18 protein-coding genes are annotated in these 24700 nt (G+C 72.0%); 6 read left to right on the top strand and 12 right to left on the bottom strand.

Annotated elements, in window-relative coordinates; translation table 11 throughout:
- A complete protein-coding gene (locus E0504_RS43355; protein ID WP_131627326.1) occupies positions 1-2466 on the top strand; it encodes a PAS domain-containing protein in 2466 nt (821 codons plus the stop codon).
- 28 nt (positions 2467-2494) lie between these two features.
- On the opposite strand, the gene E0504_RS43350 is transcribed toward E0504_RS43355, so the two are convergent.
- From E0504_RS43350 to E0504_RS43330, 4 genes are all read right to left on the bottom strand, one after another.
- Positions 2495-3373, bottom strand: a complete 879-nt coding sequence (locus E0504_RS43350; protein WP_112108028.1) for an anti-sigma factor — start codon at positions 3371-3373, stop codon at positions 2495-2497.
- On the bottom strand, positions 3370-3981 hold the full coding sequence (locus E0504_RS43345) for a sigma-70 family RNA polymerase sigma factor (RefSeq protein ID WP_020461724.1): 612 nt from the start codon (positions 3979-3981) through the stop codon (positions 3370-3372). The genes E0504_RS43350 and E0504_RS43345 overlap by 4 nt, the downstream gene beginning before the upstream one ends.
- A 454-nt stretch (positions 3982-4435) precedes the next feature.
- Positions 4436-5119 carry a SnoaL-like polyketide cyclase gene (locus tag E0504_RS43340; protein ID WP_071064404.1) on the bottom strand — a complete coding sequence of 228 codons (684 nt, stop codon included), beginning with the start codon at positions 5117-5119 and terminating at the stop codon, positions 4436-4438.
- An 861-nt stretch (positions 5120-5980) separates the two neighbouring features.
- Positions 5981-6457 carry a MarR family winged helix-turn-helix transcriptional regulator gene (locus E0504_RS43330; protein ID WP_071064374.1) on the bottom strand — a complete coding sequence of 159 codons (477 nt, stop codon included), beginning with the start codon at positions 6455-6457 and terminating at the stop codon, positions 5981-5983.
- A gap of 220 nt (positions 6458-6677) precedes the next feature.
- On the opposite strand from E0504_RS43330, the gene E0504_RS43325 reads away from it, so the two are divergent.
- Together E0504_RS43325 and E0504_RS43320 are read left to right on the top strand one after the other, a co-directional pair.
- On the top strand, positions 6678-8198 hold the full coding sequence (locus E0504_RS43325) for an MFS transporter (RefSeq protein WP_235014434.1): 1521 nt from the start codon (positions 6678-6680) through the stop codon (positions 8196-8198).
- Between the two features lie 232 nt (positions 8199-8430).
- Positions 8431-10020 (top strand): FMN-binding glutamate synthase family protein, encoded by a 1590-nt coding sequence (locus E0504_RS43320; protein WP_112108034.1) that lies wholly within the window; start codon positions 8431-8433, stop codon positions 10018-10020.
- Between the two features lie 38 nt (positions 10021-10058).
- Here the strand turns inward: E0504_RS43320 and E0504_RS43315 are convergent, their stop codons facing one another.
- Together E0504_RS43315 and E0504_RS43310 are read right to left on the bottom strand one after the other, a co-directional pair.
- On the bottom strand, positions 10059-10931 hold the full coding sequence (locus E0504_RS43315; protein WP_243657883.1) for an alpha/beta hydrolase: 873 nt from the start codon (positions 10929-10931) through the stop codon (positions 10059-10061).
- A gap of 98 nt (positions 10932-11029) precedes the next feature.
- Positions 11030-11851: a DUF3710 domain-containing protein gene (locus E0504_RS43310; RefSeq protein WP_200835409.1), complete on the bottom strand. Its 822-nt coding sequence runs from the start codon at positions 11849-11851 to the stop codon at positions 11030-11032.
- Between the two features lie 249 nt (positions 11852-12100).
- On the opposite strand from E0504_RS43310, the gene E0504_RS43305 reads away from it, so the two are divergent.
- Positions 12101-12541, top strand: a complete 441-nt coding sequence (locus E0504_RS43305; protein WP_071064367.1) for a cold-shock protein — start codon at positions 12101-12103, stop codon at positions 12539-12541.
- Between the two features lie 47 nt (positions 12542-12588).
- On the opposite strand, the gene E0504_RS43300 is transcribed toward E0504_RS43305, so the two are convergent.
- Positions 12589-14262, bottom strand: a complete 1674-nt coding sequence (locus E0504_RS43300) for a GGDEF domain-containing protein (RefSeq protein WP_112108026.1) — start codon at positions 14260-14262, stop codon at positions 12589-12591.
- Positions 14263-14539: 277 nt separating this feature from the next.
- Here E0504_RS43300 and nagA point away from each other — a divergent pair, with 277 nt between their 5' ends.
- Positions 14540-15730 (top strand): N-acetylglucosamine-6-phosphate deacetylase, encoded by a 1191-nt coding sequence (gene nagA / locus E0504_RS43295; protein WP_112108025.1) that lies wholly within the window; start codon positions 14540-14542, stop codon positions 15728-15730.
- Positions 15731-15826: 96 nt separating this feature from the next.
- On the opposite strand, the gene E0504_RS43290 is transcribed toward nagA, so the two are convergent.
- The 3 genes from E0504_RS43290 to E0504_RS43280 form a co-directional block, all read right to left on the bottom strand.
- The gene (locus E0504_RS43290; RefSeq protein WP_112108024.1) at positions 15827-17158 is read right to left on the bottom strand and encodes an alkaline phosphatase PhoX; all 1332 of its coding nucleotides are present in this window, start codon (positions 17156-17158) and stop codon (positions 15827-15829) included.
- A gap of 269 nt (positions 17159-17427) precedes the next feature.
- Complete coding sequence (locus E0504_RS43285) at positions 17428-19407, bottom strand: hypothetical protein (protein WP_131627298.1); 1980 nt, start codon at positions 19405-19407, stop codon at positions 17428-17430.
- The gene (locus E0504_RS43280; RefSeq protein ID WP_112108022.1) at positions 19404-19934 is read right to left on the bottom strand and encodes a hypothetical protein; all 531 of its coding nucleotides are present in this window, start codon (positions 19932-19934) and stop codon (positions 19404-19406) included. The genes E0504_RS43285 and E0504_RS43280 overlap by 4 nt, the downstream gene beginning before the upstream one ends.
- Before the next feature lie 371 nt (positions 19935-20305).
- Here E0504_RS43280 and E0504_RS43275 point away from each other — a divergent pair, with 371 nt between their 5' ends.
- Complete coding sequence (locus E0504_RS43275) at positions 20306-22519, top strand: NACHT domain-containing NTPase (RefSeq protein WP_112108021.1); 2214 nt, start codon at positions 20306-20308, stop codon at positions 22517-22519.
- Here E0504_RS43275 and E0504_RS43270 read toward each other — a convergent pair.
- Positions 22470-23285 (bottom strand): inositol monophosphatase family protein, encoded by an 816-nt coding sequence (locus E0504_RS43270; protein ID WP_160144320.1) that lies wholly within the window; start codon positions 23283-23285, stop codon positions 22470-22472. The genes E0504_RS43275 and E0504_RS43270 overlap by 50 nt on opposite strands.
- A 438-nt stretch (positions 23286-23723) precedes the next feature.
- On the bottom strand, positions 23724-24554 hold the full coding sequence (locus tag E0504_RS43265; protein ID WP_112108019.1) for an acyl-CoA thioesterase II: 831 nt from the start codon (positions 24552-24554) through the stop codon (positions 23724-23726).
- Positions 24555-24700: the final 146 nt, after the last annotated feature.

The raw sequence follows: 24700 nt of genomic DNA, 5'->3' as shown, positions 1-24700 counted from the left end.
ATGATCGCAGCCGTGATGGATGGGGGCCCGGTGACGTCCGAGACAAGCCATGCCGACCCGACGACCCGGCCCTGGTCACGCAGCGGTCCGGGCCGGGCGGCGGCCGCGGAGACGTCCGCGGCGAACCTCCTCGACAGCCTGAGCGAGGTGGTGTTCCGCACCGACGCGGAGGGCCGCTGGACCTACCTGAACCGGGCCTGGACCACCCTCACCGGCTACGACGTCGGCCCGAGCCTGGGCGCCCGCTTCCTCGACTACGTCCACCCCGACGAGGTCGAGTACACGACCGCGCTGTTCATGGGCGTGGTGCGCGGCGGCGCCGACCACTGCCACCACGAGACCCGCTACCGCACCCGCCACGGCGGCTACCGGCAGGTACAGATCCGCGCGAACGTGCTGCGCGGCCCGTCCGGTGAGGTGCTCGGCAACACCGGCACGATCCTCGACGTCACCGACTCCCGGCTCGGCGCCGAGGCGGTCGGGGAGCACGCCACGCTGCTGGAACTGATCACCGCAGGCACCGATCCCGAAGAGCTGCCGACGGGCGTCGCCGTCTACGACCGCGACCTGCGGCTGCGCCGCGGCTCGCCGGTCGTCGACCGCCTGGTCGGCGCGCAGCTGCTTCCCGGGGACCCGCTCGACCGGCTGGTCGAGCTGCTGCACCCCGCTGACTGGCAGACACGCTCCCTCGGTGGCGACTGGGGCCTGGTCGCGCTCGCCCTGCGCACCCGTCGGGCACAGCTCGGCGACCTCGAGCTGGCGGGCGAGCGGGGCACCGGCCGGGCGCTGCGCGCCTCGGTGATCCCGTTCGACCAGGGCGGTGAGGAGATGGCCGCGCTCGTCCTGTCCGACATCACCGACCTGCGCCGGGCCGAGCGCCAGCAGGCCGGGCTCGCCCGGCTCGGGCAGCGCGCGCTGGCAGATCTCGACATCCCGACCCTGCTCGTCGAGGCGGTCGGTCTGGTCACCACCACCCTGGACGTCGCCGTCTGCGACGTGATCCGCCGCGAACCCGCCGGCGACCGGGCGAGCCTGGCCGACGGTCCCGAGCGCGCCGGTCTGCCCGACGGATCCGCCAACGGTTCATCCACCAGCGCCGCCGGTGGTGCTGGCGGGCCGGGTGCCGGTGCGTCCGATCCCGGGCACCTCGCGCGCCTGACCGACCCGTCGGTGCCGACCGCGTCCACGCAGCTCGGCACCGGCCCGATCTACCTGACCGGCACGCTGGCGGCCGAAGCGAGCTCACTCGTCCACCTCGCGCTCGGCGTCGACGAGCCCGTCGTGGCGAACGACCTCGGAACCCGTCCACACCTGCGCAGCGGGTGGTCCGACGCCGGAGGCGCGCAGGCGGCGCTCGCGGCCCGGATCGGCTCGGCCCGGTCACCGTTCGGCGTGCTGGCCGCGGCCAGCACGCGTTCGCGCCGCTTCACCGGGGAGGAGGCACGCTTCCTCCAGTCCGTGGCGAACATCCTCGGCGCGGCGATCGACCGGGACCGCGCCGAGCGCCGGTCGCGGCAGCTCTACGAGGAGGCCCAGCGCGGCCGCGCGTGGCTGGCGGCCAGCGCGGAGATCACCGCCGGCGCGCTGGTGGCCGGCCAGTCCCAGCAGGCCCTCATGCTGCTCGCCTCGCTCGCCCGCGGCGTCACCTCGGCGGACGTCGGCGCCGTGGCACTACCCGACGAGGCGGGCAACCTGGTCGCCACCGAGGTCGACTCGGCCCCCCACCGCCACTCCGACCCGGAAACCCTGCACAGCCTCGCGCTCGCACTCGACGCGGCCGAGAACCGTCCCGAGTTCCTGGCCGGACGTCCCGTGCACGTGGGTGATCTCGACGCGACCGACGCCTGGAGCGGCCCGGTCGCCCTGACCGGACCCACCGAAGCCCGGCCGGAACCACGCGGAAACATCCCCGCGGCAGCATCGCCGACCGCCCCCGCCCCCGCCCCCGCGTCGGGGTCGGGGTCGGGGTCGGGGCGGGCGGCGGCCGCGGGCCCGCCGGACGGGTCCGCGGCGAAGGGACCGGACGGCCCGATGGCGGTGGCGCCGCCGATCCCGCCGGATCCGCGGCTTCGCGAGGCGCTGGTCATCCCGCTGGTCGTCGCGGACAAGCCCCTCGGCGCGCTGGTCCTGGGCAACAGCACCGAGGGCGTCCCGTTCGCCGGGAACGACCCCGAGCTGGCCGGAGCATTCGCGAACGACGCCGCCCTGGCCCTCCAACTGGCCGAGGCACACCGCGAGCGCGCCCGGTTCGCGGTCTTCGAGGACCGCGAGCGCATCGCCCGGGACCTGCACGATCTCGTCATCCAACGGCTCTTCGCGATCGGCCTGCACCTGCAGTCGCTCACGCGGGCCGTCGGCGACGTGACCGCGGCCCGCCTGAACGCGGCCATCACCGGACTCGACTCCACCATCGACGACATCCGTCGCACGATCTTCAAACTCCAGCCGACACCGGTAGGCGCCTGATCCCGTCCCGGCCTGTCGGCCCGGCTGCCTAGCCCTGTTTGCGTCCAGCGCTCTGGTGGGCCTTGAGCGCGACGGCGCCGACGGGATCCGTGGTGGGCTGCGCTGACCCGCCGGCGGGTTCGACGGTGAGCGCGACCTTCTCCGCGTCGCCCACGTTGCCGACGACCCAGTCGGCGGACCTGGAGTTACCGGCCGTCAGCCCGGCGGAGCGCGCTCCCGCCGGCCCGAGCAGCCACAGCTGGTAGACCTTCCCGGCATCGAGCGGCGGCAGGTCGCGCGCGGAGACGACCGCCAGGTTGCCGGCGTTCGCCATGGTCAGCTGGCCGCCCCCGGCGACCGGTGCAGAGTCGGCCACGGTGAGCGCGGAGGCCGCGAGGGCCTGGGCGTCGGTGACCTGGGCGCGTGTGTCGGCGAGCTCGGCCCGCTGGTTGATGGTGACGGTCCCCAGGGCGGCTCCCGCCGCGAGGACGGCGGCGGCGGCGACCCCGACCAGCGCGTGACGTGCGCCCGGACGTCGGCGCCGCCCGGCGGGGCCGCCCTGCCGACCCCGGCCGGGCAGACCGGGGGTGGGCCGAGCACGGCCGAGCCCGGCCTGGCCGAGCCGGGCGGATCCGTCGTGCTGACCGGTCTGATCAGGTCGGCCGGTGGGTGGCGCGGCCCGGTCCGTGGGAACGCGCGGGCGGAACTGCGGCGTCATCCCGATCACGGCGAGGATGTCCGCCCGCAGGCCCGGCGGTGGCTGCTCGGCGGCGATCGCCGCGAGATGCTCCGTAGCCGCCGAGAGGCGGACGAGCTCGTCGGCGCAGAACTCGCACTGCTCCAGGTGGGCGTCGACGAGCGCGGCGTCGGCCTGGTCGACGGCGTCGAGCGCCCGGGCAGCGACGAGTGAGTGTGCGTTGGCGGTCAAGACCGGCCCCCCATGCAGTCCGACAGCCGGCTCAGCCCGTCACGCATCCGGGTCTTGACCGTGCCGACGGGTAGTTCGAGCAGTTCGGCGACTTCGCGGTAGGTGTAACCGGAGTAGTAGGCGAGTGTGATCGACTCGCGCTGGGTGGCCGTCAGGTCGCCCAGGCAGCCGCGGATCCGCTCGTGCTCCAGCCTGGTCTCGACCTGCTCGGCGACCTGGTCGTGCGGCCGCGCGGTGGACCGGGCCGCGACCCGGACGTCCCGCGCCCGCTGGGCCTCGACGGAGCGGACCCGGTCGACCGCGCGGCGGTGCGCCATCGTCGAGACCCACCCGGTGACACTGCCGCGGGCGGGGTCGAACCGCGGCGCCTCCTGCCACACCCCGACGAAGACCTCCTGGGTGACCTCCTCGGCCTGCGCCGGGTCGCGCACGACCCGGCGCACGAGTCCGTACACGCGTGCGGCGAGCTGGTCGTAGAGGGCACCGAACGCGTCGGTGTCCCCGCGGCCCGTGCGGGCCAGTAGCGTCTCCGGGGTCGGCCCGCAAACGCCGTCCCCGGTACCGGGCAGGGCGCGCAGCGCCGCCGCCTGGATCTGGTCGGCTTCCATGACTCCCCATCGCGTCGTCACCAATGACTCGACCGGGGTTCGTCGCCGCGGACCTCGCGGATCGGTCCGGCGCGAACATTCTCGTCCCTTACGGCTCGTTCCACTCCCCGCCCCAACTGCCCGGGGCCGATCGTCCAACCCCACGAGGGATCCTGCGGCAGCCGCGGATCACGCGGAAACGAGCTGTTATGCACGGCAGGCTCCGCCGCCGGGCGATGCGTGGCCGTCCAGTGAGTCCAGGCTCTCACTGAACCGCCGCGGTTCCCCCCGCCGTGCATAACGGCTGGGCCGACATGAATACTTCTCGCGTCGGCCACCACCGGAGTCCCCGCTCCCGCGCCCACCACACGCCCGCGGCCACCACGAACCACAGCCGGTCGCGGCGCTTCGCAGGGCACCCGACGCCCGGCCCGGACGGACCCACCGTCGTCGATCTCGTTGCGAAACGGGCTTGTCAGGCGCTTCCCGGGTGACCGCCCGTCCCCGGTCCGTCGGCACCGGCGAGACGTCCCAGGAACGTGGTGTTGTCGTAGAAGTTCTCCACCGCGAGTAGGCGCAGGTCCGGCGCGCAGCGGGCGACCGTGACGCCGAACAGCTCCATCCGCTCCCCGGTCGGCTGGTGCCCCTGGTAGGGGCCGTCGAAGGTACCCCAGTGCCGCCACTTGAAGGCGATCACGGGCGGCGGTGAGTACACCTCGAGGACCTCCCAGAAGAACCCGCCCGGGAACGCCCGGTGGAAGGTCTCATGGGAGGACTCGAAGGTCTCCGCGGCGGCCGAGTAGTAGGGGTTCTCGCCGATCAGGACGTTGTAGCTGCCCCGCTCGGCGAGCTCGGCGCTGTCCGCCGCCGGTCCTCCGTTCATGCTGACCCGGATCCGGTCGCTGACCATGCTGACCCACTGGGCGGGGTCGCTCTTGTAGGAGAGCTCCATCTCGAACACCTGCACGAGCTGCTCGACGACGTCGGCGAGGGAGCCGGGCGTGTGGTGGACGGTGCGCTCCCCGGGCATCACCTCGCGGGAGAAGCGGTAGTCCGGCGGGGCCCCGTCGCGCCACCGTGCGTCGGTGGAGGCGGCGATGACCGCGTCGCGGCCGCGCAGGTGCAGCGGAGTCGTACCAGCCGTGCTGTCTTCGCTCACCGTGTCGTCCTCCATGGTCCGATGCATTCGCCTGTTCGGGCGGCCGCGCAGTCGCCGGACGGCACAACCCCCCGTGGCGGCCAAGGGCGGCTGGGGGTCGTGGGCGCACACTGTCGGTGACAGTTGGACGGTCGATGGTGCCGTCAGGCCTGCGCATCTCGAGTCTGGTCGGTACGGAACCCGCCAGGCCCGAATCATTTGTCGCCGGAGCAACGACGAAGGTCCCGGCCGGACGGACGTTCGGTCCCGCCCCGCGGCTCGCCCGAGCCAACCCGAGCCTTCCGCCCACCCCGGTCCCGCGACAGCCGGGGCCGGCCTGGGGCAGCCACGGGATTGGGTTCGTCCAGGAAGGTCAGGATCTGGCCGGTACGACAGGGCGAAGTGGCGGGACACCGACCTGGTCGCGTTCGCCGCTGACCGCGTCGCCTCCGGCCGAACCTGGAAGCCCGACGATCAGAGGCAATGCCCACCCCGGACGAGGCCGCGACACTGCGCCTACCTCCCGGAGAACCCGTCGTCGTCGGTAGTGGCTGGCGCGGGCGGTGGCCTGATGGCGGCGCCGCCACTGTGACCAGTGCAGGACGTGGGCAACAGTCTCGGTCGTCTGGACGACGAGAGCGGTGAACAGCCGGGCGAGGAAAGCATGGGCGAGCATCGCGAGACAGGTCTGGATCGTTTCTTCGCCGACTCAGCGGCGGCCAGCGACCCTGACCAGCGCGGACAGCGGGACCGGGCCTGGCGCGTGGGAGCGGTAGAAGGCGTACTCGCCGGTGCGGCGGTGGCGGCGGACCAGGCGCTGCCACGGCGCGCCGCGCCGCGCTGGTGTCTCGAGGGGGTGCCGCCGCCGGCGCGCCCCTGCGGTCAGCGGCCGGGGACGGAAGCGGAGCGTGGCCAGGGGCGCTGGCCGTCCTTGGCTTCGATGCTTGCGTTGAAGCGCTCGAGCATGCTGGCGAACAGGCGTAACTCGTCCTCCGACCAGGTGGAGACCAGGCCGCTCAGCTCGCCGATGACGAAGGCGCGGTCGTCGGCGACGCGGCGGGCTCCCTCGGGGGTGATGCTCAGCTTGCGGGCGAGGCCGCCGTCGGGGTCGGGGATGCGCTCGGCCAGGCCGGCCTGGAGGACCGCGGCGGTCTGGCGGTTGACCGTGGAGACGTCGAGGGAGAAGGCCTCGGCGAGCTGGCCGATGGTCATCGGGCCCTGGGCCTCGAGGCGGCTGAGGAGGAGATAGGCGGAGCGGTCGAGGTGACGCGTTCGCCCGCGCCTCGCGGCGTTGGGCGCGATGTGGTGCCTGGCGAGCAGCATCAGCTCCCGCTCCAGGTCGCGCAGACTGTCGTGCACCCGGGCCTCCGCTGGACGTCCGCGCGCACCAGCGGCGGCGGACCGTGACCTTTCTCCCAGTCTAACGGTGTGACGACAGGATGTGTATAAACCATATTGCGTGTAGCATGCATATAGGAAACGCCTGAGCTGGCGTTCGGCCTGGCAGTCTGTCCCGGCGTCGCCGCCGCGCACCACCTTCGTCGAGCCCGCACCACCTTCGTCGAATCGGAGTACCGCCATGGCGCGAGCTCGCACGGACCCGGCCGAACCGGGGGCGGGCCCGGCGTCGACGGCGCCGATGGGACCGACCGCGCCGCGCCCGAGCCTGTTGACCGCGGCGCTGGCCGTGGCGGGCATCGTGGCGTCGTTCATGCACACCCTGGTCGTGCCGATCATTCCGCAGCTCCCGCACCTGTTGGACTCCTCGGCGTCCAACACGACCTGGGTCGTCACGATCACCTTGCTGGCCGGTGCCGTCGCGACGCCCGTCGCCGGGCGGCTCGGTGACATGTACGGCAAGCGCCGGATCATGCTCGGCAGCGTGGGGCTGCTCGGCGCCGGCTCGCTGGTCTGCGCGCTGAGCACGTCGTTGCCACAGATGGTTGTCGGCCGCGGGCTGCAGGGGCTGGCCACCGGGCTGATCCCGCTCGGGATCAGCCTCATGCGCGACGAGCTGCCGCCCGAGCGGCTCGGCTCCGCGCTCGGGCTGATGAGCTCCTCGCTCGGCATCGGCGGCGCGCTGGGTGTCCCGACCTCGGCGCTGATCGCTCAGAACTTCAGCTGGCACGTGCTCTTCTGGACGGCCACCGTCCTGAGCGTGCTGGTGCTCGCCATGCTGTGGCGGGTCGTCCCCGAGTCGCCGGTGCGCGACGTCCGCGGCCGCTTCGACGTCGTCGGGGCGCTCGGGCTCGGCGCCGGGATCACCTGCCTGCTGCTGGCGATCTCCAAGGGCAGCACCTGGGGCTGGACGTCCACCACCACCCTGGGGACGGTGCTCGCCGCGCTCGCGGTGCTGGCCATGTGGGGCCCGTGGGAGCTGCGCCACGCCTCCCCGGTGGTCGACCTGCGGGTCAGTGCCCGCCGCCAGGTGCTGATGACCAACCTGACCTCGGTCGTCGTCGGCTTCGCGATGTACGGGATGGGGCTGGTCATCCCGCAGTTCCTGCAGCTGTCCGCGGGCACCGGCTACGGGCTGGGCAAGTCGATGGTCGTCGCCGGGCTGTGCTTCGCCCCGTTCGGGGTGGTCATGATGCTCGCCTCGCCGCTCACCGCCCGGGTGTCGGCGATGTGGGGGCCGAAGACGACGCTGGTGCTCGGTTCCGCGATCATCGGGGTCAGCTACCTGATCGGCCTGTTCGTGATGCACTCGGTCTGGCAGGTCGTGCTCCTCGCGGTGATCGGCGGGGTCGGGGTGGCGCTGGCCTACGCGTCGATGCCGTCGCTGATCATGGCCGCGGTGCCGGCGACCGAGACCGCGGCGGCCAACGGTCTGAACACCCTGATGCGCTCGCTGGGCACCTCCTCGTCGGCTGCCATCGTCGGGGTGATGCTGGCCAACATGACCATCACGTTCGACGGCCGGGAGGTTCCGTCGCTGGCGGGCTTCCACGCGGTGTTCGCGCTCGGCGCGGGCGCGGCGGCGGCCGCCGTACTGATCGGCCTGTTCATCCCCGGCCGGGGGGCGCGGGATGTGCCCATCCCGGCTGCCGCGGCCCCGCGTGAGACGGGCCGACCGCGCGCGCAGCTCCAGCAGAGCTGACAACCTCCGCTACAGCTGACAGCCGCCGGCCGGTCGCACGATCCGGACCCGGATCGTGCGGCCGTGTGTGGACGTCCAAGCTGATCTTGGGATGGCGGCGGTGGCGCCACCGGGACGAAGCGCGGGATACGGTCGGATCCGGACCCGCCTCGGATCCCGGTCCGGGCCGATCGGGGCGGTGCGAACAGCTGCCGTGACCCGACGCATCGGGGCGGGGAAGGACGCGATCGCCATGCTGCCGCTCGTCACCGTGCTGGTCCTGGCCGTGCTGACGGCAGTGGCGGTCGGCGGGGCGCTGCTGGCCACGGCCGGCTGGTGGGCCGCCGCCGCGGTGGCCGGCGCGCTGCTGGCCGTGGCCGTGCACGACGTCGTCCAGCGCCAGCACGCCATCCTGCGGTACCACCCGGTGCTCGGGCATGCCCGGTTCCTGCTCGAGACCATCCGCCCGGAGGTCCAGCAGTACTTCGTCGAGCGCAACTACGACGGCCGCCCGTTCGACCGTGCCACCCGGACGATGATCTACCAGCGGGCCAAGGGCACCCATGGGGACCAGGCCTTCGGTACCGAGCGCGACGTCAACGAGGTCGGCTACGAGTACCTCCCGCACTCCACGGCGCCCGTGCCGGTCGCCCCCGGCTCCGCGCCGCCGCGGGTGCGCGTCGGCGGGCCGGACTGCACCCAGCCCTACGACATGGCGCTGCTCAACGTCTCGGCGATGAGCTTCGGGTCGCTGTCGGCCAACGCGGTGCTGGCGATGAACCGTGGCGCCGCGGCCGGCGGCTTCGCGCACGACACCGGCGAGGGCGGGCTCACCGAGTACCACCTGCGCCACGGCGCCGACCTGGTCTGGGAGATCGGCAGCGGCTACTTCGGTACCCGCACCCCCGACGGTGACTTCGACCCGGCCCGCTTCAAGGACGTCGCCGCGCTGCCCACGGTGCGGATGGTCGAGCTCAAGCTGAGTCAGGGCGCCAAGCCCGGCCTCGGCGGCGTGCTGCCGGCGGCGAAGGTCACCGCGTCGATCGCCCGGGCCCGCGGGGTCCCCGAGGGGGTCGCGTGCATCAGCCCGTCGTTCCACCGGGTCTTCGCCACCCCGCGCGAGCTCGTCCTGTTCGTCGGGCGGATGCGCGAGCTCGCCGGCGGCAAACCGGCCGGGTTCAAACTGTGCGTCGGGTCGCGCCGCGAGCTGCTCGCGATCTGCCGGGCGATGGTGGAGGAGGGGATCACCCCGGACTTCATCGTGGTGGACGGTTCGGAGGGCGGCACCGGCGCCGCACCGCTGGAGTACGAGGATCATGTGGGCACCCCGCTGACGGAGGGCCTGATCACCGTGCACAACGCGCTGGTCGGGGTGGGCCTGCGGGACCGGGTCCGGATCGGGGCCGCCGGCAAGGTCGCCAGCGGGGTGGACGTCGTCAAGCGGCTCGCGCAGGGCGCGGACTACACGAACGCGGCCCGGGCGATGATGATGGCGGTCGGCTGCATCCAGGCCCAGCGCTGCCACACCAACACCTGCCCGGTGGGGGTCGCCACCCAGGACCCGCGCCGCGCCCGCGCCCTCGACGTCGCCGACAAGAGCGAACGGGTCCGCCGCTACCAGGCGGCGACCGTTGCCCAGGCGGTGCAGGTGATGGCCTCGCTCGGCTGCACCGGGCCCGAGCAGCTCCACCCGGGGATGCTCATGCGGCGCATCACCCACACCGACACCCGCAGTTACGCCGAGCTGTACGAGTGGCTCGAACCCGGTGAGCTGCTCGCCGAGGCGCCGCGTTCGTGGGCGGCCGACTGGGCCGCCGCCGACCCCGACAGCTTCCGTCCCTGAGACCCTGTCAGCAGCGACCCCGTCAGTAGCGGCCAAGATCAGCGCGGGGCGCGGTCCAGGAACCGGATGATGCCCGCCAGGCGCTCGGCGAGCGGGAAGGCCCCGCCGTGGCCCACCCCCCGCAGCAGGGTGAGCTCGACCGACCCGCCGGCGGCGTACAGGCCGTCCGCGAGCTGCTGCGACTGCTGGTAGGGGACGGTGCAGTCGGTGTCGCCGTGCTCGATCAGGAACGGCGGCGGCGGGCGGTCACGGCGCAGGTGGGACAGCGGGCTGGCCAGACGCACCAGCTCCGGCGCGGCGGTGATCTGCGCGCCGAGGAAACGCGACTCGGGGGAGTCCGCGCGGTCGTGCGAGGCGGCCCGGGCCGGGCAGCGCGGATTCGCGCGCAGCTGGGCGTCCATGGTCGAGAAGTCCACCGGGCCGTACAGGTCGACCACCGCCCGCACCGCGCTGGACGGCCGCGCTCCGGCGGGGCTGAGGTCCACGACAGGGGCCAGGCCCACGGGAGGACCCAGGTCGACGTCCTCGGACAGCGGGTCGTCGCCGGCGGCGCCGAGCATGGCGGCGAGGTAGCCGCCGGCCGACTCGCCGATCACCCCGATCCGGGCCGGATCCAGCCCGAGGCGGTGCGCGTTCGCCTGCAGCCAGCGCACCGCGGCCCGGACGTCGGCGACCGCCGCCGGGAACGCCGCCTCACCGGAGAGCCGGTAGTTGACGCTGGCCACCGCGTAGCCCGCGTCGGCGAGCGCGTGCGCGGTGCGGGCCATGTCCTGCTTGTCGCCGACGGCGAACCCGCCGCCGTGGATCGCGACGACGACCGGAAGCGGGTCGCCGCCGCCCGTGGGCAGGTACAGATCGAGACGCTGCGCGTCGGACAGCGTCGCGTAGGCCAGGTCCTGCTCGGTGCGCACACCGCCGCCATCAAGGTCGAGTCGGGTCGGGAGACGGGGGAGACGGGCATGGCACGGCCCACCCCCGGCTGCATCATGCCCCACAGCCCGGTGGGGCTTCAGCCCCAGGTCGACAGGTTGCGGCTGAGGTCGCCGGTGAAGGCCGCCGCGTACTCGTGCACGGCGCGGCGACCCTCGAGGGTTCCGGTGCCGGCCGTCAGCGGCTCGTCGGTCCACAGGTCGTCGAGGGCTCCGGCGTTCGGGCGGCTGCCGGCCGGCCCGACCGGCAGCAGCGGCAGGGCCGTGCCCGCCGGCATGGCGGCGGGGCCGCGTACGACGACGAGGCCGCGCAGGATCTCGTCGGCCCCGTCGGCGTCGACCGGGGTCACGACCGCCCGCAGGAACCAGCGTGGGCCGTCGACTCCGACGACCCGGCAGCCCGGGAGCAGCAGCTCCGGGCCGTGGGGGCCGTCGCGGACCTCCGACTCCGGGTGGCCGGCGGCCAGCTCGGCGCGTACTCCGGCCCACAGTCGCCCGCTGGTCGGCGCGGCGAACACGGTCACCCGCACGGTGAGCCCGGCGGCCGTCAGGACGAGGTCGGTGCCCGGCCCGGTCCGCGTGCCGCGGGCGATCCGCGCGGTCACTCCCGGCGGCACCGCGACGCGCAGCGCGCCGAGGTCGAGAATCTCGGGCGCGTGCCGCCCCACCCCACCGGGTACAGCTCCGACACCCGGGACGACGTCGCCGGAGCCGGAGCGGGAACGGGCCTCGTCGTCGGGCGGGTCGGCCGGCGCCTCGTGCGCCGCCTCGCCTGCCCCGCCGGGCCAGGCGAGCTCGGAGACGTCGTACGGGCCGGGGCCGTCCAGGGCGGCAGGTGCCGGCCCGCGCGCCGCGTGGTCGGATGGATGCTCGTCCACGGTGGTCCTGCGGCGACCGAACATGCTCCCCCTCCCCAATCACCACGCGTGTCGCCGGGTGGGAGCGGGCGGCGCGGGGTGTGGGCGTGGCCACTGGGTCGCAGTGTGACCCGGCCGCGGCGGCCAGGCAAGCCGGCGCGGCGAAAACCTGGGTCACGGCGACGCGAGCTGCCTAAGATGACTGGCGACTGCCACGGTTCCGTCTGGGGTGACTGGCGGGTGCGGTCGGCAGTGGGCCAGATCATGGGGTTTCTCAGGGGCTGTGGGTGAGTTGTGAGTACGGGAAAAGTACTTCGTTTTGATCATGTGCGCGGCTACGGGTTCCTTGCGCCCAGCGACGGCGGCGAGGATGTCTTCCTGCACGCGAACGATCTCCTCGTCGAGAAGAGTCTGGTAGTGCCGGGCGTGGTCATGGAGTTCGAGGTCGAGGAGAGCGACCGCGGCCGGAAGGCGTCGGCGGCCCGGATCCTGCGGGGCCCGGCGGCGGGCTCGGTCGTCGGGCCGGCGGCCGTCACGACCGCCCCGGCGCCGGTGGTCTCCCGCCACGACGACGGCGGCGACGGGCTGTGCGACGTCCTGCCGGCCGAGGAGTTCACGCAGGAGGTCACCGAGGTCCTGCTGCAGACCGAGCCGTCGCTGACCGGCGCGCAGATCCTGCACATCCGCCGCCAGCTCGCCGACGTCGCCCGCAAGTACGGGTGGGTGGAGAACTGACGCTCCGGGCGGCACCCGCCGCCCGGCCCGCCGGCTGAGCCTGCCGTTCAGCCCGCCATCCCGGCCTGCCCCGCCATCCCGGCCTGCCGGGAGTCGTCGATCTCCGGGGAGTAGACGACGAGGCTGCCCTTCCCCAGCCGTTTCGCCGCGTACATGGCGTGGTCGGCGTGCTGGAGCACTTCGTCGGGGCAGACCGGTCCCGCCTCCGTGCCCACGATCACCAGGCCGAGGCTGGCGCGCACCAGGTGCCGGCGGTCCTCGATGGCCACGGCGATCCGCAGCGCCGCGCGGATCCGGTCGCCGGCCGCGCGCAGCTCCTCGGTGCGCCCGCCCGCCCGGTCCGCGGCCCCGGTGTCGAGCAGGACGGCGAACTCGTCGCCGCCGAGGCGGGCCACCGTGTCGGTCGGGCCCGCCGCCTGGGCCAGCCGGTGGGCCGCCGTGCGCAGGACCCGGTCGCCGGCGGCGTGGCCGAGGTTGTCGTTGACGACCTTGAAGTCGTCCAGGTCGCAGAACAGCAGCGCCACCGGGTGGCCGGTGCGCTCGTGCCGGTTGATGGCCGCGCGCAGCCGGCGGAAGAAAAGCGTGCGGTTCGCCAGGCCGGTCAGCGGGTCGTGGAAGGCCTGGTGGTGCAGCCGGGCCCGGCTGTCCTCGTAGCGGGCCAGCAGCAGCGTGTTGTCGATCGTGGTCACGAGCTGGCGGGCGAGCGCGAGCAGCATCAGCGCGAGCATGCCGATGATCTGCGCGACCGGAATGTCGGCGTGCGTGATGATCTGGGTCGCGAGCAGGGCGCCGACGCAGCCGAGGGGCAGGTAGGGCACGGCGACGCGGGCCCAGACCCCGCGCGGGCTGCGCCTCGTCCGGATGATCATGCCGTCGTGGGGGGCGGCGGCGGCCAGCGCGGTCAGCACGCTGCCGCCGGCGAAGCCGACCAGCACGACCGCGTCCGGGCCGTCGGTGGCCTTCGCGTAGGCGTTCAGCGCGGCGCCGTCGGTCACGGCGAACAGGAGCAGGCTCGCGCTGAGCAGGCTGAGCGATCCCGAGCCCGTCGGCCGTCGGAAGATCAGGATGAAGATGACGGCGGAGAGCAGGATGAGCTTGCCCGCCCCGCCGGCCACCCCGAACGCCAGCGACGCCTGGTTGATCTGAGCCGACCGCACGAGTGGGACGACCAGGATCGCGTAGACGAGCAGCAGCAGCGATCCGACGACGAGCAGCCCGTCGAGGACGGCCTCGAGGTACCAGGCCATCCCGCCACGTTTGTTCGTGCTGATCGGGATGGCGCGGGCCCGTTCGGTGGGGAAGGTCAGCAGCCCGGCCAGGCCCAGGACATAGCCGAGCAGCGGCGCGGCCCCGGTCGCGGCGAGATCGGGGACGGTCTCCCCGCTGGCCACCATCGAGACGGCCACTCCCGCCACGAAGCTCGACGTGATCGCCGCCGCCTCGAACCGCCGCCACCGGCGCTCGTGCCGGGGCACCCGTCGCGCGGTGACGAGGCAGCAGATCGCGGAGGCGAGCGCGGCAGCCGTCACCGCGGCCTGCGCCGCCTGTTTACCGATGTGTTCGGGCAGCGCCATCGCGACGGCCGCGGCCAGCCCGACGAAGGCCAGCCCGATGGCGGCCATCGCGCGGAACGCGCCGCGCGACGCCGGACGCGCGGGCAGCCCGTCCGGCTCGGCGCGGCCGCGGGCCCCGCCCGGTGTCGCTTCCCGTCCGTCCGGCATTCAGCTCCCGTCGGCGGTCGTCCGGTGACGTCCCGCCGGGCGTGCGCGGCCGGTCAGCGGGACCGGGCCGTGCGGCACGCCGGGCGAGAAGTCCGTGTTTCGAGTGGACGCCCAGCGCCGGGCTTCTTCAACTCAGGACGCGCGATCTGTCCGTTACGTCGTCATGGCGCCCGTCCGGCCCGCAGCGCGGTGCCGCTACGGTGAGCGTGCCGCCACACCCGCGCACCGCCACGGGGCACGCCGGGCCCGCGGGGGGAGGCTCGAGGGGGAGGTTGGGATGATCCTTCTGGCCGGCGCCCGGGTGGTGACGCCGCACGGTGTCCTCGACCCCGGCCGGGTGCGCGTCGAGAACGGCCTGATCACCGAGGTCGGCCCCGAGGTCGGCCCCACGGCCGGGCCTGTCGGTGGGGAGGCGGGCGGCGCGGACATCGTCGACCTGGCCGGGTCCTGGCTGGTGCCCGGGTTCGTCGACCTGCACGTCCACGGCGGGGGCGGGCACGACGTCACGGCGTCACCGGCCGATCTGGCCGCGGCGGTGGCCTTCCACCGGGCGCACGGCACGACCCGCACGCTGGTCTCGCTGGTGGCGGCGCCGGTGGAGCGCCTGGCCGAGCAGTTGTCCTGGGTGGCGGCGCTCACCGCGGCCGGGCCGGGGCCGGATGGCCATGTGGTCGGCGCGCATCTGGAGGGGCCGTTCCTCGCGCCCGCGCGCCGTGGCGCCCAGCCGGGCGAGCATCTGCGCGCGCCTGACCGCGGGGTGTTCGCCGAGCTCGTCGCGGCGGGCGCGGGCACGCTGCGGGTGATCACCCTCGCCCCGGAGCTGCCCGGGGCCGGCGCGGTGACCGAGGCCGCGCTCGCGGCGGGGGTGATCGCCGCCGCCGGCCACACGGACGCCACCTACGACGAGGCCGCCTCCGGTTTCGCGGCTGGCATGACGCTCGCCACCCACCTGTTCAACGGCATGCGCCCGCTGCATCACCGCGAGCCCGGCCCGGCCGGGGCGGCGCTCGACGCCGGTGTGGCCTGCGAACTGATCAACGATGGTGTGCACGTGCACCCGGCGCTGCTGCGCCTGGTCGCCGCCGAGCCGGCGCGCCTGGTGCTGGTCACCGACGCGGTCGACGCGGCGGGTGTCGGCGACGGCGACTACCTGCTCGGCGGCCACCCGGTCCGGGTCCGGGACGGGCAGGCCCGCCTGGCCGCCACCGGCGCGCTCGCCGGCAGCACCCTGACGATGGACCTGGCGGTGCGCCGCGCCGTCGCGGCCGGGCTTGCGCTCGAGGTGGCGGTCGCCGCCGCGGCGACGAACCCCGCCCGGGTGCTGGGCCTCGCCCACCGCTGCGGGTCGATCGCCCCCGGGCTGGACGCCGACCTCGTCGTGCTCGACGCCGATCTGCGGGTCACGCGGGTCATGGCGGCCGGCAGCTGGGTCCCCGGTCCGGCTACCCGGCCGATCGCGGCCGGGTAGCCGGCGCACCGGTCAGCGCACCGGTGCGTCAGGACGCCGCGTTCGACGTCCCGGGGTCGTTCGCGCTCGCGTTCTCGCGGTCGCGAGGCGGACGGCTCAGCCGCGCCACCACGGGCCGGTGATCGCCACCGTGAGGCCGTCGCTCTGGATGTTGGCGTAGAGCCAGCGGCCGTCCGCGGAGAACGTGGCGCCGGCCCACTCGCTCTCGCCGGCGGCGTTGCGGGCCAGCGGGTAGGGGACACCCTCGGCCGACGGCGCGATCAGGTACTGCTCGCCGTCGCCGTCCTCGCACAGCACGATGCCGCCGTTGGGCGACACGGTGATGTTGTCGGGGCCGTCGAACCGGCCGCCCGGCTCGATCAGCAGCACCAGCTCGAGGGTGCCCTTCTTCGGGTCGAGCTTCCAGACCTGGCCGGCGTGGTCACGGGCGGCGCCGTCCGCGGTCCTGGCGTAGCTGGAGACCACGTAGGCGGAACGCCCGGACCAGAAGATGCCCTCGCCCTTCGGGACCTGGGTGACCTGGCCGGCGGCGAACTGCTTGCGGGTCGACACCGTGGCGGCGTCCGGGTCGGGGACGTCGACCCAGGACAGCTGCACCGTGGTGTGCAGCTCGCTGATGGCGGACAGGTCCGGGACACCGGGGACCTGCAGAGCCTGCAGCTTGCCGCCGGCCCGCAGGCTGCCGGGCCCGCCGAGCGGCCGGCGGGGCAGGAAGCGGTAGATCAGGCCGTACGGCTTGGACGCGTCCTCGGTCAGGTAGAGGCAGCCCGACTGGGGGTCGACCGCGACGGCCTCGTGCGCGAACCGGCCGAGCGCGGTCAGCGGCACCGCCTCGCGGTCACGCAGCCGACCGAACGGGTCGACCTCGAAGACGTACCCGTGCCGCTTGGTGAGCGCGGGGTTGGTCGCCGGGGTGTCCTCGGTCTCCTCGCAGGACAGCCAGGTGCGCCACGGGGTGTTGCCACCGGCGCAGTTGCGGATGGTGCCGGCCAGGCTGGGTACGGCCGACAGCAGCCGGTCACCGGCGACGGTGACGGTCGTCGTCCCGCCCGGGGCGGCCGGGTCGTAGGTGATGCCCGGCCGCTGCGGGACGAGGTCCGTGCCTCCGGGGGAGAGCTCGTGGTTGCGGACGAGAACGCTGCGGCCCGGGCCGAGCGGGAACGCGTACGTCCCGTCGGGCGCGCCGGGTACCGCACCCCCGCCGGTCAGGGAGTCGACCCCGGCTCGGGACAGCACGGTGTACCGGAAGCCGGGGGGAAGATCGACCAGGCCCTTCGGATCCGGGACCAGCTCGCCGTACCCGGTGAACTTCTTCGGTGTTGCGGCGGACGCGGTACCGGCGAACACCGAGCTCACCGCACCCGACAGGGTGAAGCCCAGGCCGGCCGCGCCGGTTCCCACGACCACCTGACGGCGGTTGACTGCCATGAAGACCCTCCTTCACAAGGACGGTCCGCACGCTCGCAGCCGCACATGACCGGTAAGCGACTCGGATGCGAACGTCCGTGCACGGCAGGTGGTCGAGATCCCCAACGACCGCGGAATTCAGTGCGGCAGACGTGGTGGGGAGGCCGGAGCCGGCAGCGGGGGCCGCCGAGAAGCGGGCCGTATACCGGTCGGAACCGCCATGAAGGCGAAGCCCGCGGCCGGGCCGGGCCGGAATCCCCGGGGATGCACCTTCACGCTCTGCCGGTCGCCTACGACGGAGGAGACCCTTCCTGGCGGTCCGCCGGACCGGGGACCGCATCGCCACGCAGGGATTGCGTGAACCATCGGATGCAGGACAGCGCGCCGAGAAGATACCCACGGCATTCGTCCGACTCCGCCGGTGGGGGTGGGCGGTGTTCCCGGCTGACCTCCATGACTTCGAAGAGCAGGCGGTAATACGGCAGGCGGTCGGCTTCGCTGGCCGCCGCCACCTGACTGGCAGCCGTTTCCCGTCTGCCGCGGATGAGAAAGTGATAGCGAAAGGCATCGAGCATGTAACGGCCGGCGAGCCAGGCGTCGCGCAGCGGATCCCGGTCCGTGCCCACAGAGCTGACCTGGGTCCACAGCACCGCCTGCGCGTCCTGCGCCCAGAAGGTGGCTTCCGCCCGGAGGGCGGCGGCCTCAGGCTGCCGTAGCCCGTGCTCGGAGAGATCTCCGACGACCGGCTGCCGCTCCGCGAGCAGCCGGCTCAGGACCAGTGGTGAAGCCGCGAGGGTCGCACCGTCCGTGACATTCACGCGCAGGCCGGGAAGCTCCGCGTGCAGTTCCCGGGTCAGGTCGAGCCAGAGCTCCGGGCGGGCGTCGTCGACGAGCAGGTGCATGTCTATGTCGCTGAACCTGCTACGGGCGACCGGGTCGAGAATCGAGCCGGTGAGAACGGCGGCGAGCAGGCCGGGCACCTGCGCGAGCCGCGGGCGGGCCCAGCCGACCACCTCGTCGGCCTCCGTCTGCCGCGGAGGGGTCGCTCCGCCGGCCATCCGGCCGGCCCCGGTCGGCACCGGGGCGGCTCCGCTGACGGCGGATTCGGTGACCCGTGCGACGGAGACGGTGATTCCCGGGCCGACCAGCTGCCGCACCGACATCTCGGCCATCTCCCGGACGTCCGAGGGAAGCGGCCGATCAGCCTCATATGCGACGACCACATCCGTCGGTGTCGTCTGCACGATTCGGGCGCCCTGGACATCGAGCTGGGTGAACAACTTGCAGAGATCGAGCTCGGTGATGCGACGGCCGTTCGCCCCGTCGGCCACGACATGCAACGACCGGGCGGTCGTAATACTGAATCGACGGCCGGGCACGGGGCACCCGCAGGAGCCCGCCGACCATACTCCACGGTCTCCGGTCCGGTACCGCAGCAGCGGCATGGCGCGATTGACCAGACCGGTGACGAGGATTTCCCCGCCGCGGCCAGCCGCCGGTTCGACGGTCAGCCGCGGCTCGAGAATCTCCACGACCACATCACGCTCGTTCACGTGATAGTCGTCCGTGGTGAGGCAACCGTTGCCGACGACCCCGAACTCGGCGAGCGTGTAAAGTGACGTCACCGGACAGTCGAATATTTCGCCCAGGCGCCTGCGGGTGGCCATCTGTACCGTTTCGCCAGAAAGAACCAGGGCGTGTGGGCGGATCGCTCCCACATCCCTCGCGCGTTCGGCCACAAGCGTGAGCACGGACGGCATGCCGGTCACGACACGCCGATCGAGATGGTGCAGGGAGCGTCCCAGGAGATCTGGCGGAAGATGCCAGACCCTGTTGAAGCTCCACTTCGTCATTGTTCCGTGGATCGACCACGGTGAACGCTGGGAGCGGGTCGTGGAGGCGAGATGCAGAGTGAGGTGAACAAGCCCGTCGTCCAGCCACTCGGCTGGATCAAGAACCGCCGTGATCTGCCGGGTCAGTGCATCCATCTCAGCCTGCTGTGCCTCCTGGTCGATCGTAATCTCGACCGGTATGCCGGAGGTCCCGGTAGTTCGCACGGTGCGCCAGCCGGACGACTCGCCGGCCTCGGACCGTAGCCGGACCCGGTGCCTGCGCACCTCCTCCCGGTCGAGGATCGGGAGATCGAACAGCACCTGTTCGGCGACCTCCGGGAACACACCCCGCGCTGTCAGACGGTCGTGGTAATACGGGACGGTGGTGGCTGCGAAGGCCAGAATATCCGCAAGTGCCGAACTGCCCGCACCATTCACTTCGGGAGGGCTCCGAAAGCTTCTCGGTGAACGTGTTGCTTAAACGTTCCCAGCTCGTTCAGGTCATGCCCGGACGAAATCCAGAAGGTGGTGAGTTCGGTGCGGGCCTCGACCAGCGCCCCGCCGGACTCTCTCGACCGTTCCAGCGGCAGCGCCCGTCTACGGTACTCGACCACGGCCAGGAGGCGGGCGAGGGCGGCACCGCTGCCGCCTTCCGCTGTCCACAGTTCGAACAGCGAAGACAGCGCGTCCCCATCTTCCGGTTGATCGCCGGTCCGGGTTCGGTCTGTGTGACCACCCGCGAGAAAACGTTCGGCGGCCGTTCGGGAGGACGGGGGACCGGTACCGGAACCTCCTACGTCCGTTCCCGTCCTTGACCGCAGGATGCTCAGAAGCAGATCGACGGTCGTTACCGTGATCGCTGACGGGAGGATCTCGAGAGCCATCCGCATAAGGTAGGCGGGTAGTCCGGCCTGCCGCAGCTCCTGCTGAAGCAGCAGGCCATGCCCGTAGCCCGGGGTTGTCACAGTCGGCCGATCCACCGCAGAACAGTACCCACGTGGCAAGGGTAGCCCAGAAAGTCTCGTCGCAACCCGTCATAAGCGGGGATAAGGGTGCCCGGCGCCGTGCATGTGCAGGTGCGCCTTGCGGCGAGGGGTGGCATCCACCGCCGAACATGCCCGCGGACCAGCGAGGGTGACACGCCTTGCCATCGGAGGATTGCCTGGGCCGCCGGGCCGGATGCCAGCACGCAAGCATGTCGCCGGCAAACCTGTCCGGTCGCGGAGCATTCTGGCCGGGTACCCCTTCGGTTCAGCTCTGCAGATGGTAGCCTGCTGTCTACAAGATCATCGAAGGCCTTTTTGCTCTTCGTTGACGATCGGGCGGGGGAATCGCAATGGCTCGTCGGCGCCGTGGCGCCCCATTCGTTGATCTCGTCGAGGAGCTTAACCAGCTCGCGGCTTTTGGTGGCCTGGTGATCAGCCTTGCCGGTCTACTGTCCGGCCGCGTGTTCCTCGCCGTCGGAGCGCTCGTGGTCGCGGTCGTGCTGCTCCTGGGGCGACGGGTTCTGAGCCCCCGTGATCGGCTGGGTCCATGGGAGCGGCGGCGCCTGCGGCGCTACTTCCGCGCTCAGCTTGTCGTGCTGAAGGAGCAGCTTCCCGCCGGGCTTCCACCCATGAGTGATGGAGGGATCACTCTTGGTGATTTCGTGGGGTCCGGAGGTCTTTTTGCTGAGCCTGAGATCGAGCAGACCGGAGCGACTGAAACGAACTCGGCAGGTGTCGTCGACTGGCTCGCCAGGGAGGTCGCCGCGTCCGGCAGTGTGCTCCTGCTCGGCGATCCGGGGGTGGGGAAGACTCTGGTCTGCGAGCTTACCCATCGCGAGCTCGTCCGCCGGTTCGTAGCAGACCCGAAACGGGAGCGAATACCGTGGCTGCTGAGGCTGGTCGAGGTCGGTGAGTTGATCCGGAGCGGAAGCGAGACGTCGCCGCATCTGCTGATCGAGACCGCGCTCGCCGGGCGCCCGGCGGACGGAGACGGCGACGGGGTTCCGTTGTCCGCCGACCGGATCCATCAGCTGCTTCGCGCCGACAGAATCATCCTCCTGCTGGATGGCCTCGACGAGCTTGCCATCCATGGCGGCGCAGCACGCGACGTGATTCCACGGGAACTTGCGGAAGTCCTGCGCGGGCGGGTCGTCCTCACCTGCCGTCAGACGTTCTTCGATCTCTATATGGCCGCGAGCGAGCCGAGCCGCTGGTTCGTCACCAGGGCGAACCTGCGGGGGGTCGACTTCCAGGTTGCCGGCCGGTCGTTCGTCCGGGCGTACTGTGCCAAGTTCGGTCTGGACTCCGCTGAGACGGTCATCGCGACCATCGAAAGTTCGACGGCACTGACCGACCTGGTCTCCCGTCCGTTGTTGCTGTTCATGGCAACCGACGTGCTGGCGAACCGGCTTGGCGGGGTTCCGGCCGAGAACGCCGGGCGAGCACCGGAGCCGGATGAATGGAACGCGGCGGAAGTCTATGACCTGTATGTCTCCAAGTGGCTCCACCTGGAGCGGCGTCGAGGCATGTCAGTGCACTGGCAGGATATGCAGGAGCTGGCCGAGCGAGTGGCCTGGCGAATATATCAACTCGCGTTCGACGGACGTAAGGCCTTCGGTCAGTTCGACGTCCATGACCTTCTCATCGGCGGGCGCACGCTTAACGACGTCGTTCGCCAGTGGCGGCCGGACGAGTCGCCGGACGAGGCGTTCCGGGAGCTGACTCTGCGGTCCTTTCTCGTTCGTTCGGAGGGTGACGACTACTACCGCTTCGTCCACAAGTCATTTTTTGAGTTCTTTGCGGCGCGTTACATACAGTCGGTGCTCATCAACGACCAGGTCGCCGATGACGTCCTGCTCGCGGTCCTGCTCTCGCCGCTGCCGGACGAGATGATCGACTTCACCCGGCAGCTTCTCGATCGTTGCGCGGGGATCGCTATCGAGGCCAGATCGGTGTGCCGGAACCTTTTCCACGTGTTGGAGGTCACGGCCACGACAGCCGCCGGTAGTCACTCTGCGATCATGGCAAGGCAGCAGGCGGCAAATCTGCTTCCGCTTGTTCTCGGGGGCGACCAGCGCAGCCAGGACCGGCTTCGCGAGATCCACGCCAACGAGCCGCATCCGTTCGTCCGACGTGGTATCGCGGTCGGTTTCGCCCTCCATCTGGACGATGGATCGTTGATCGACCGCCTGGTCTCGGACTTTGACGATGACCCCGACTCACTGATCTTCCACCTGGGATACAACAGGATCTACTACGGTGACCAGGAGGCGAGTAACAGCGGCTGGCGGGATGATGGCACGGACCCCTGCGATCGGCTTTTTCTGGCTTCGCTCCGTCAGCTTCGGAGTAGTGCATACGAGCAGCTCTGGCCGATGTCCCTGTACACTATCCGGGTGTTACTCGCGGATCCGGGGCGACGTGCCTACCTTGACCGGGCCGTGGATATCCGGGCCTCCGTCGACGAGCTTCTCCGATTCGCTTTCACGCACAAGGACGATGCTCGTGAAAGCCTCACGCGGGAATGTCGGCGTCTTGTCGCCTTGCTGATGGGACCTGCCTGATCACGGCATCCGTCACATGGTTATGGACCGCGTCGAAAGCCTCGGGCCAGGCGGTCACGACGATATCCGGCGATGTCACCCCGGATCTTCCCAGTGCACGCACGGTGCATCCGGCCTGCCGGGCCAGAAACTGCGCGGCGACGTGTTCCGGGCCGACGCAGTCGACCGCGACCGTTGCACAGAGATGGCCGGCGAGCAGCAACATCGTGTCGATTGCCGGTGACCAGGTGTAGAAAACCCGCCCATAACGGGCCTCGAGCGTCGAACGAACCCGGTCCAGTGCCGGGTCGTCCCGGTCGACGCCGTAGCCCTGCTGCAAAGCAACGGCCGGAGCGACAGGCTCGCCCCGCTTGGCCAGCACCGCGCCGTCGCCGGCGAGGAGCCCGGTTGCCTCGCTGCCCGCGAGATACCTCCCGGTGTGCGAGTCGCGGACCACGGCGGCCACAACGTTATCCCGGTGCGTGATGGCGATGGCGACTCCGTAGACGGGTAGACCGATGGTGAAGTTGGTCGTGCCGTCCAGGGGATCGACCAGCCAGGTCCAGTCCTCGTGGCCGGGGTGGAGCCCGGACTCCTCGCCGATGATCACATGGCCTGGAAAAGTTCTCTGTACCTCGCCGACTATGAGCCGCTCGGCGGCACGATCGATCTCTGTCACCACATCGAGTGACAGACTTTTGCTGGCATACGCGAAGCGGGCGGAAAAAGAACTCCGTGCGAGGTCGCCGGCCTCGCGTGAGAGCCGAACGGCAAGGTCGAGGGCCACCGCTAGATCCATCATGCCACTCTAGCTCCGATGCGGTCACAAATCGCGCACTGCGGGATCACGGCCGGGCCGTGTGACACCCTGGCATGACTGGAGTCGTGTTTCCGGTTGCCGGTCGGAGTCCAATGGTCCCTCGAGTGACGGTCATGCGGCTGATGGTGCGGCGTTATATGTGTGGGACTGGTGCGGGGCCTGGCGCGCCTGTTGGTGCGACCCGTCTTTCGGTCGCCGCTGGTCGGCATTGACGCTGATCCCCGGCCTGCCGGGAAAAGATGGCAACCGGACAGGTGGCGGGAATTGTGGGTATGTTGCGGACGGGGCCGAGGGTGGAGACCGGGTCGGCGTTCTGCCTGGGCGCGGTGAGATCGGCCGGCCGGCGTCCAGTGCGGGAGTGACCGGCTCGGCCGAGCTGGGCCCGCCCCCGCACGGGGGCCGGCGCTACCGGCGGGGCCGTTCCCGGGGTGCGCGGAAGAGGGCCTCCTGGGTCAGGCTCGCGCCGAGCCGGCCGTCACGGGTGTGGATGGTGCCGGTGTACCAGCCGCGGCCGCCGGCGATCGTACGCGGGACGTGGTCCATCAGCACCCACTCGTCGAGCCGGATCGGCCGGTGGAACCAGACCGCGTGGTCCAGGCTTGACCCGGAGCGGGCCGTGGGCGTGTGGAACGGGGCGAGGCCGGCCATGCTGTCGGAGAGGTAGGTCAGGATGACCGCGTGGGTCAGCGGGTCGTCCGGCAGCGCCGCGGTGCACCGCGCCCAGCAGCGGGTCGGGAAGTCCTCGCCGGGCTCGACCGGCTTCTCGGTGCGGCCCTCGAAGGAGAACAGCCGCGGGAACACGTAGTCGATCATCGTCTCCGGGGGGCCCGCCGCCGGCATCGGCTCGGCGTCGATGTCCGTGCCCTTCTCCGGCACGTGGAACGACGCCGACATGTTGAAGATGACCTCGCCGCCCTGCACGGCGACCACCCGGCGGGCCGAGAACGAGCGGCCGTCGCGGTCGCGGTCGACCCGGAAGATGGTCGGCCGGGACGCGTCCCCCAGACGCAGGTAGTAGCCGTGCAGCGAATGCGGCACCCGCCCCTCGGGCACGGTGCGGCCCGCGGCGAGCAGGGCCTGGGCGGCGACCTGGCCGCCGTAGAGCGCGTACACGTCGTCGAACACCATGCGGACCCGGAACAGGTCGCGGTCGATCTCCTCGAGGTCCAGCAGGTCCAGGACCGTGCCCTCGGTCGGGGCGAGGATCGCCGGCTCGTTCACGGTCACTGGTCGCATGATCCACCTTCTGGGTCGGTCGGCGCGGCACGTCCCGGCCCCGGCGCCGCGGCGTCCCGGCCCGCGGCGCCTTCGCGCGGTGGCCGGAACGTCGCGCTGACGGGCCGCTCCGGGAGAGCGTGCCGTCAGTCCGGGATACTGCATCG

The sequence above is a fragment of the Parafrankia sp. BMG5.11 genome (genome assembly GCF_004337455.1).
The sequence above is the reverse complement of the archived record's forward strand: the minus strand, read 5'-3'. Positions and strand labels throughout refer to the sequence as shown.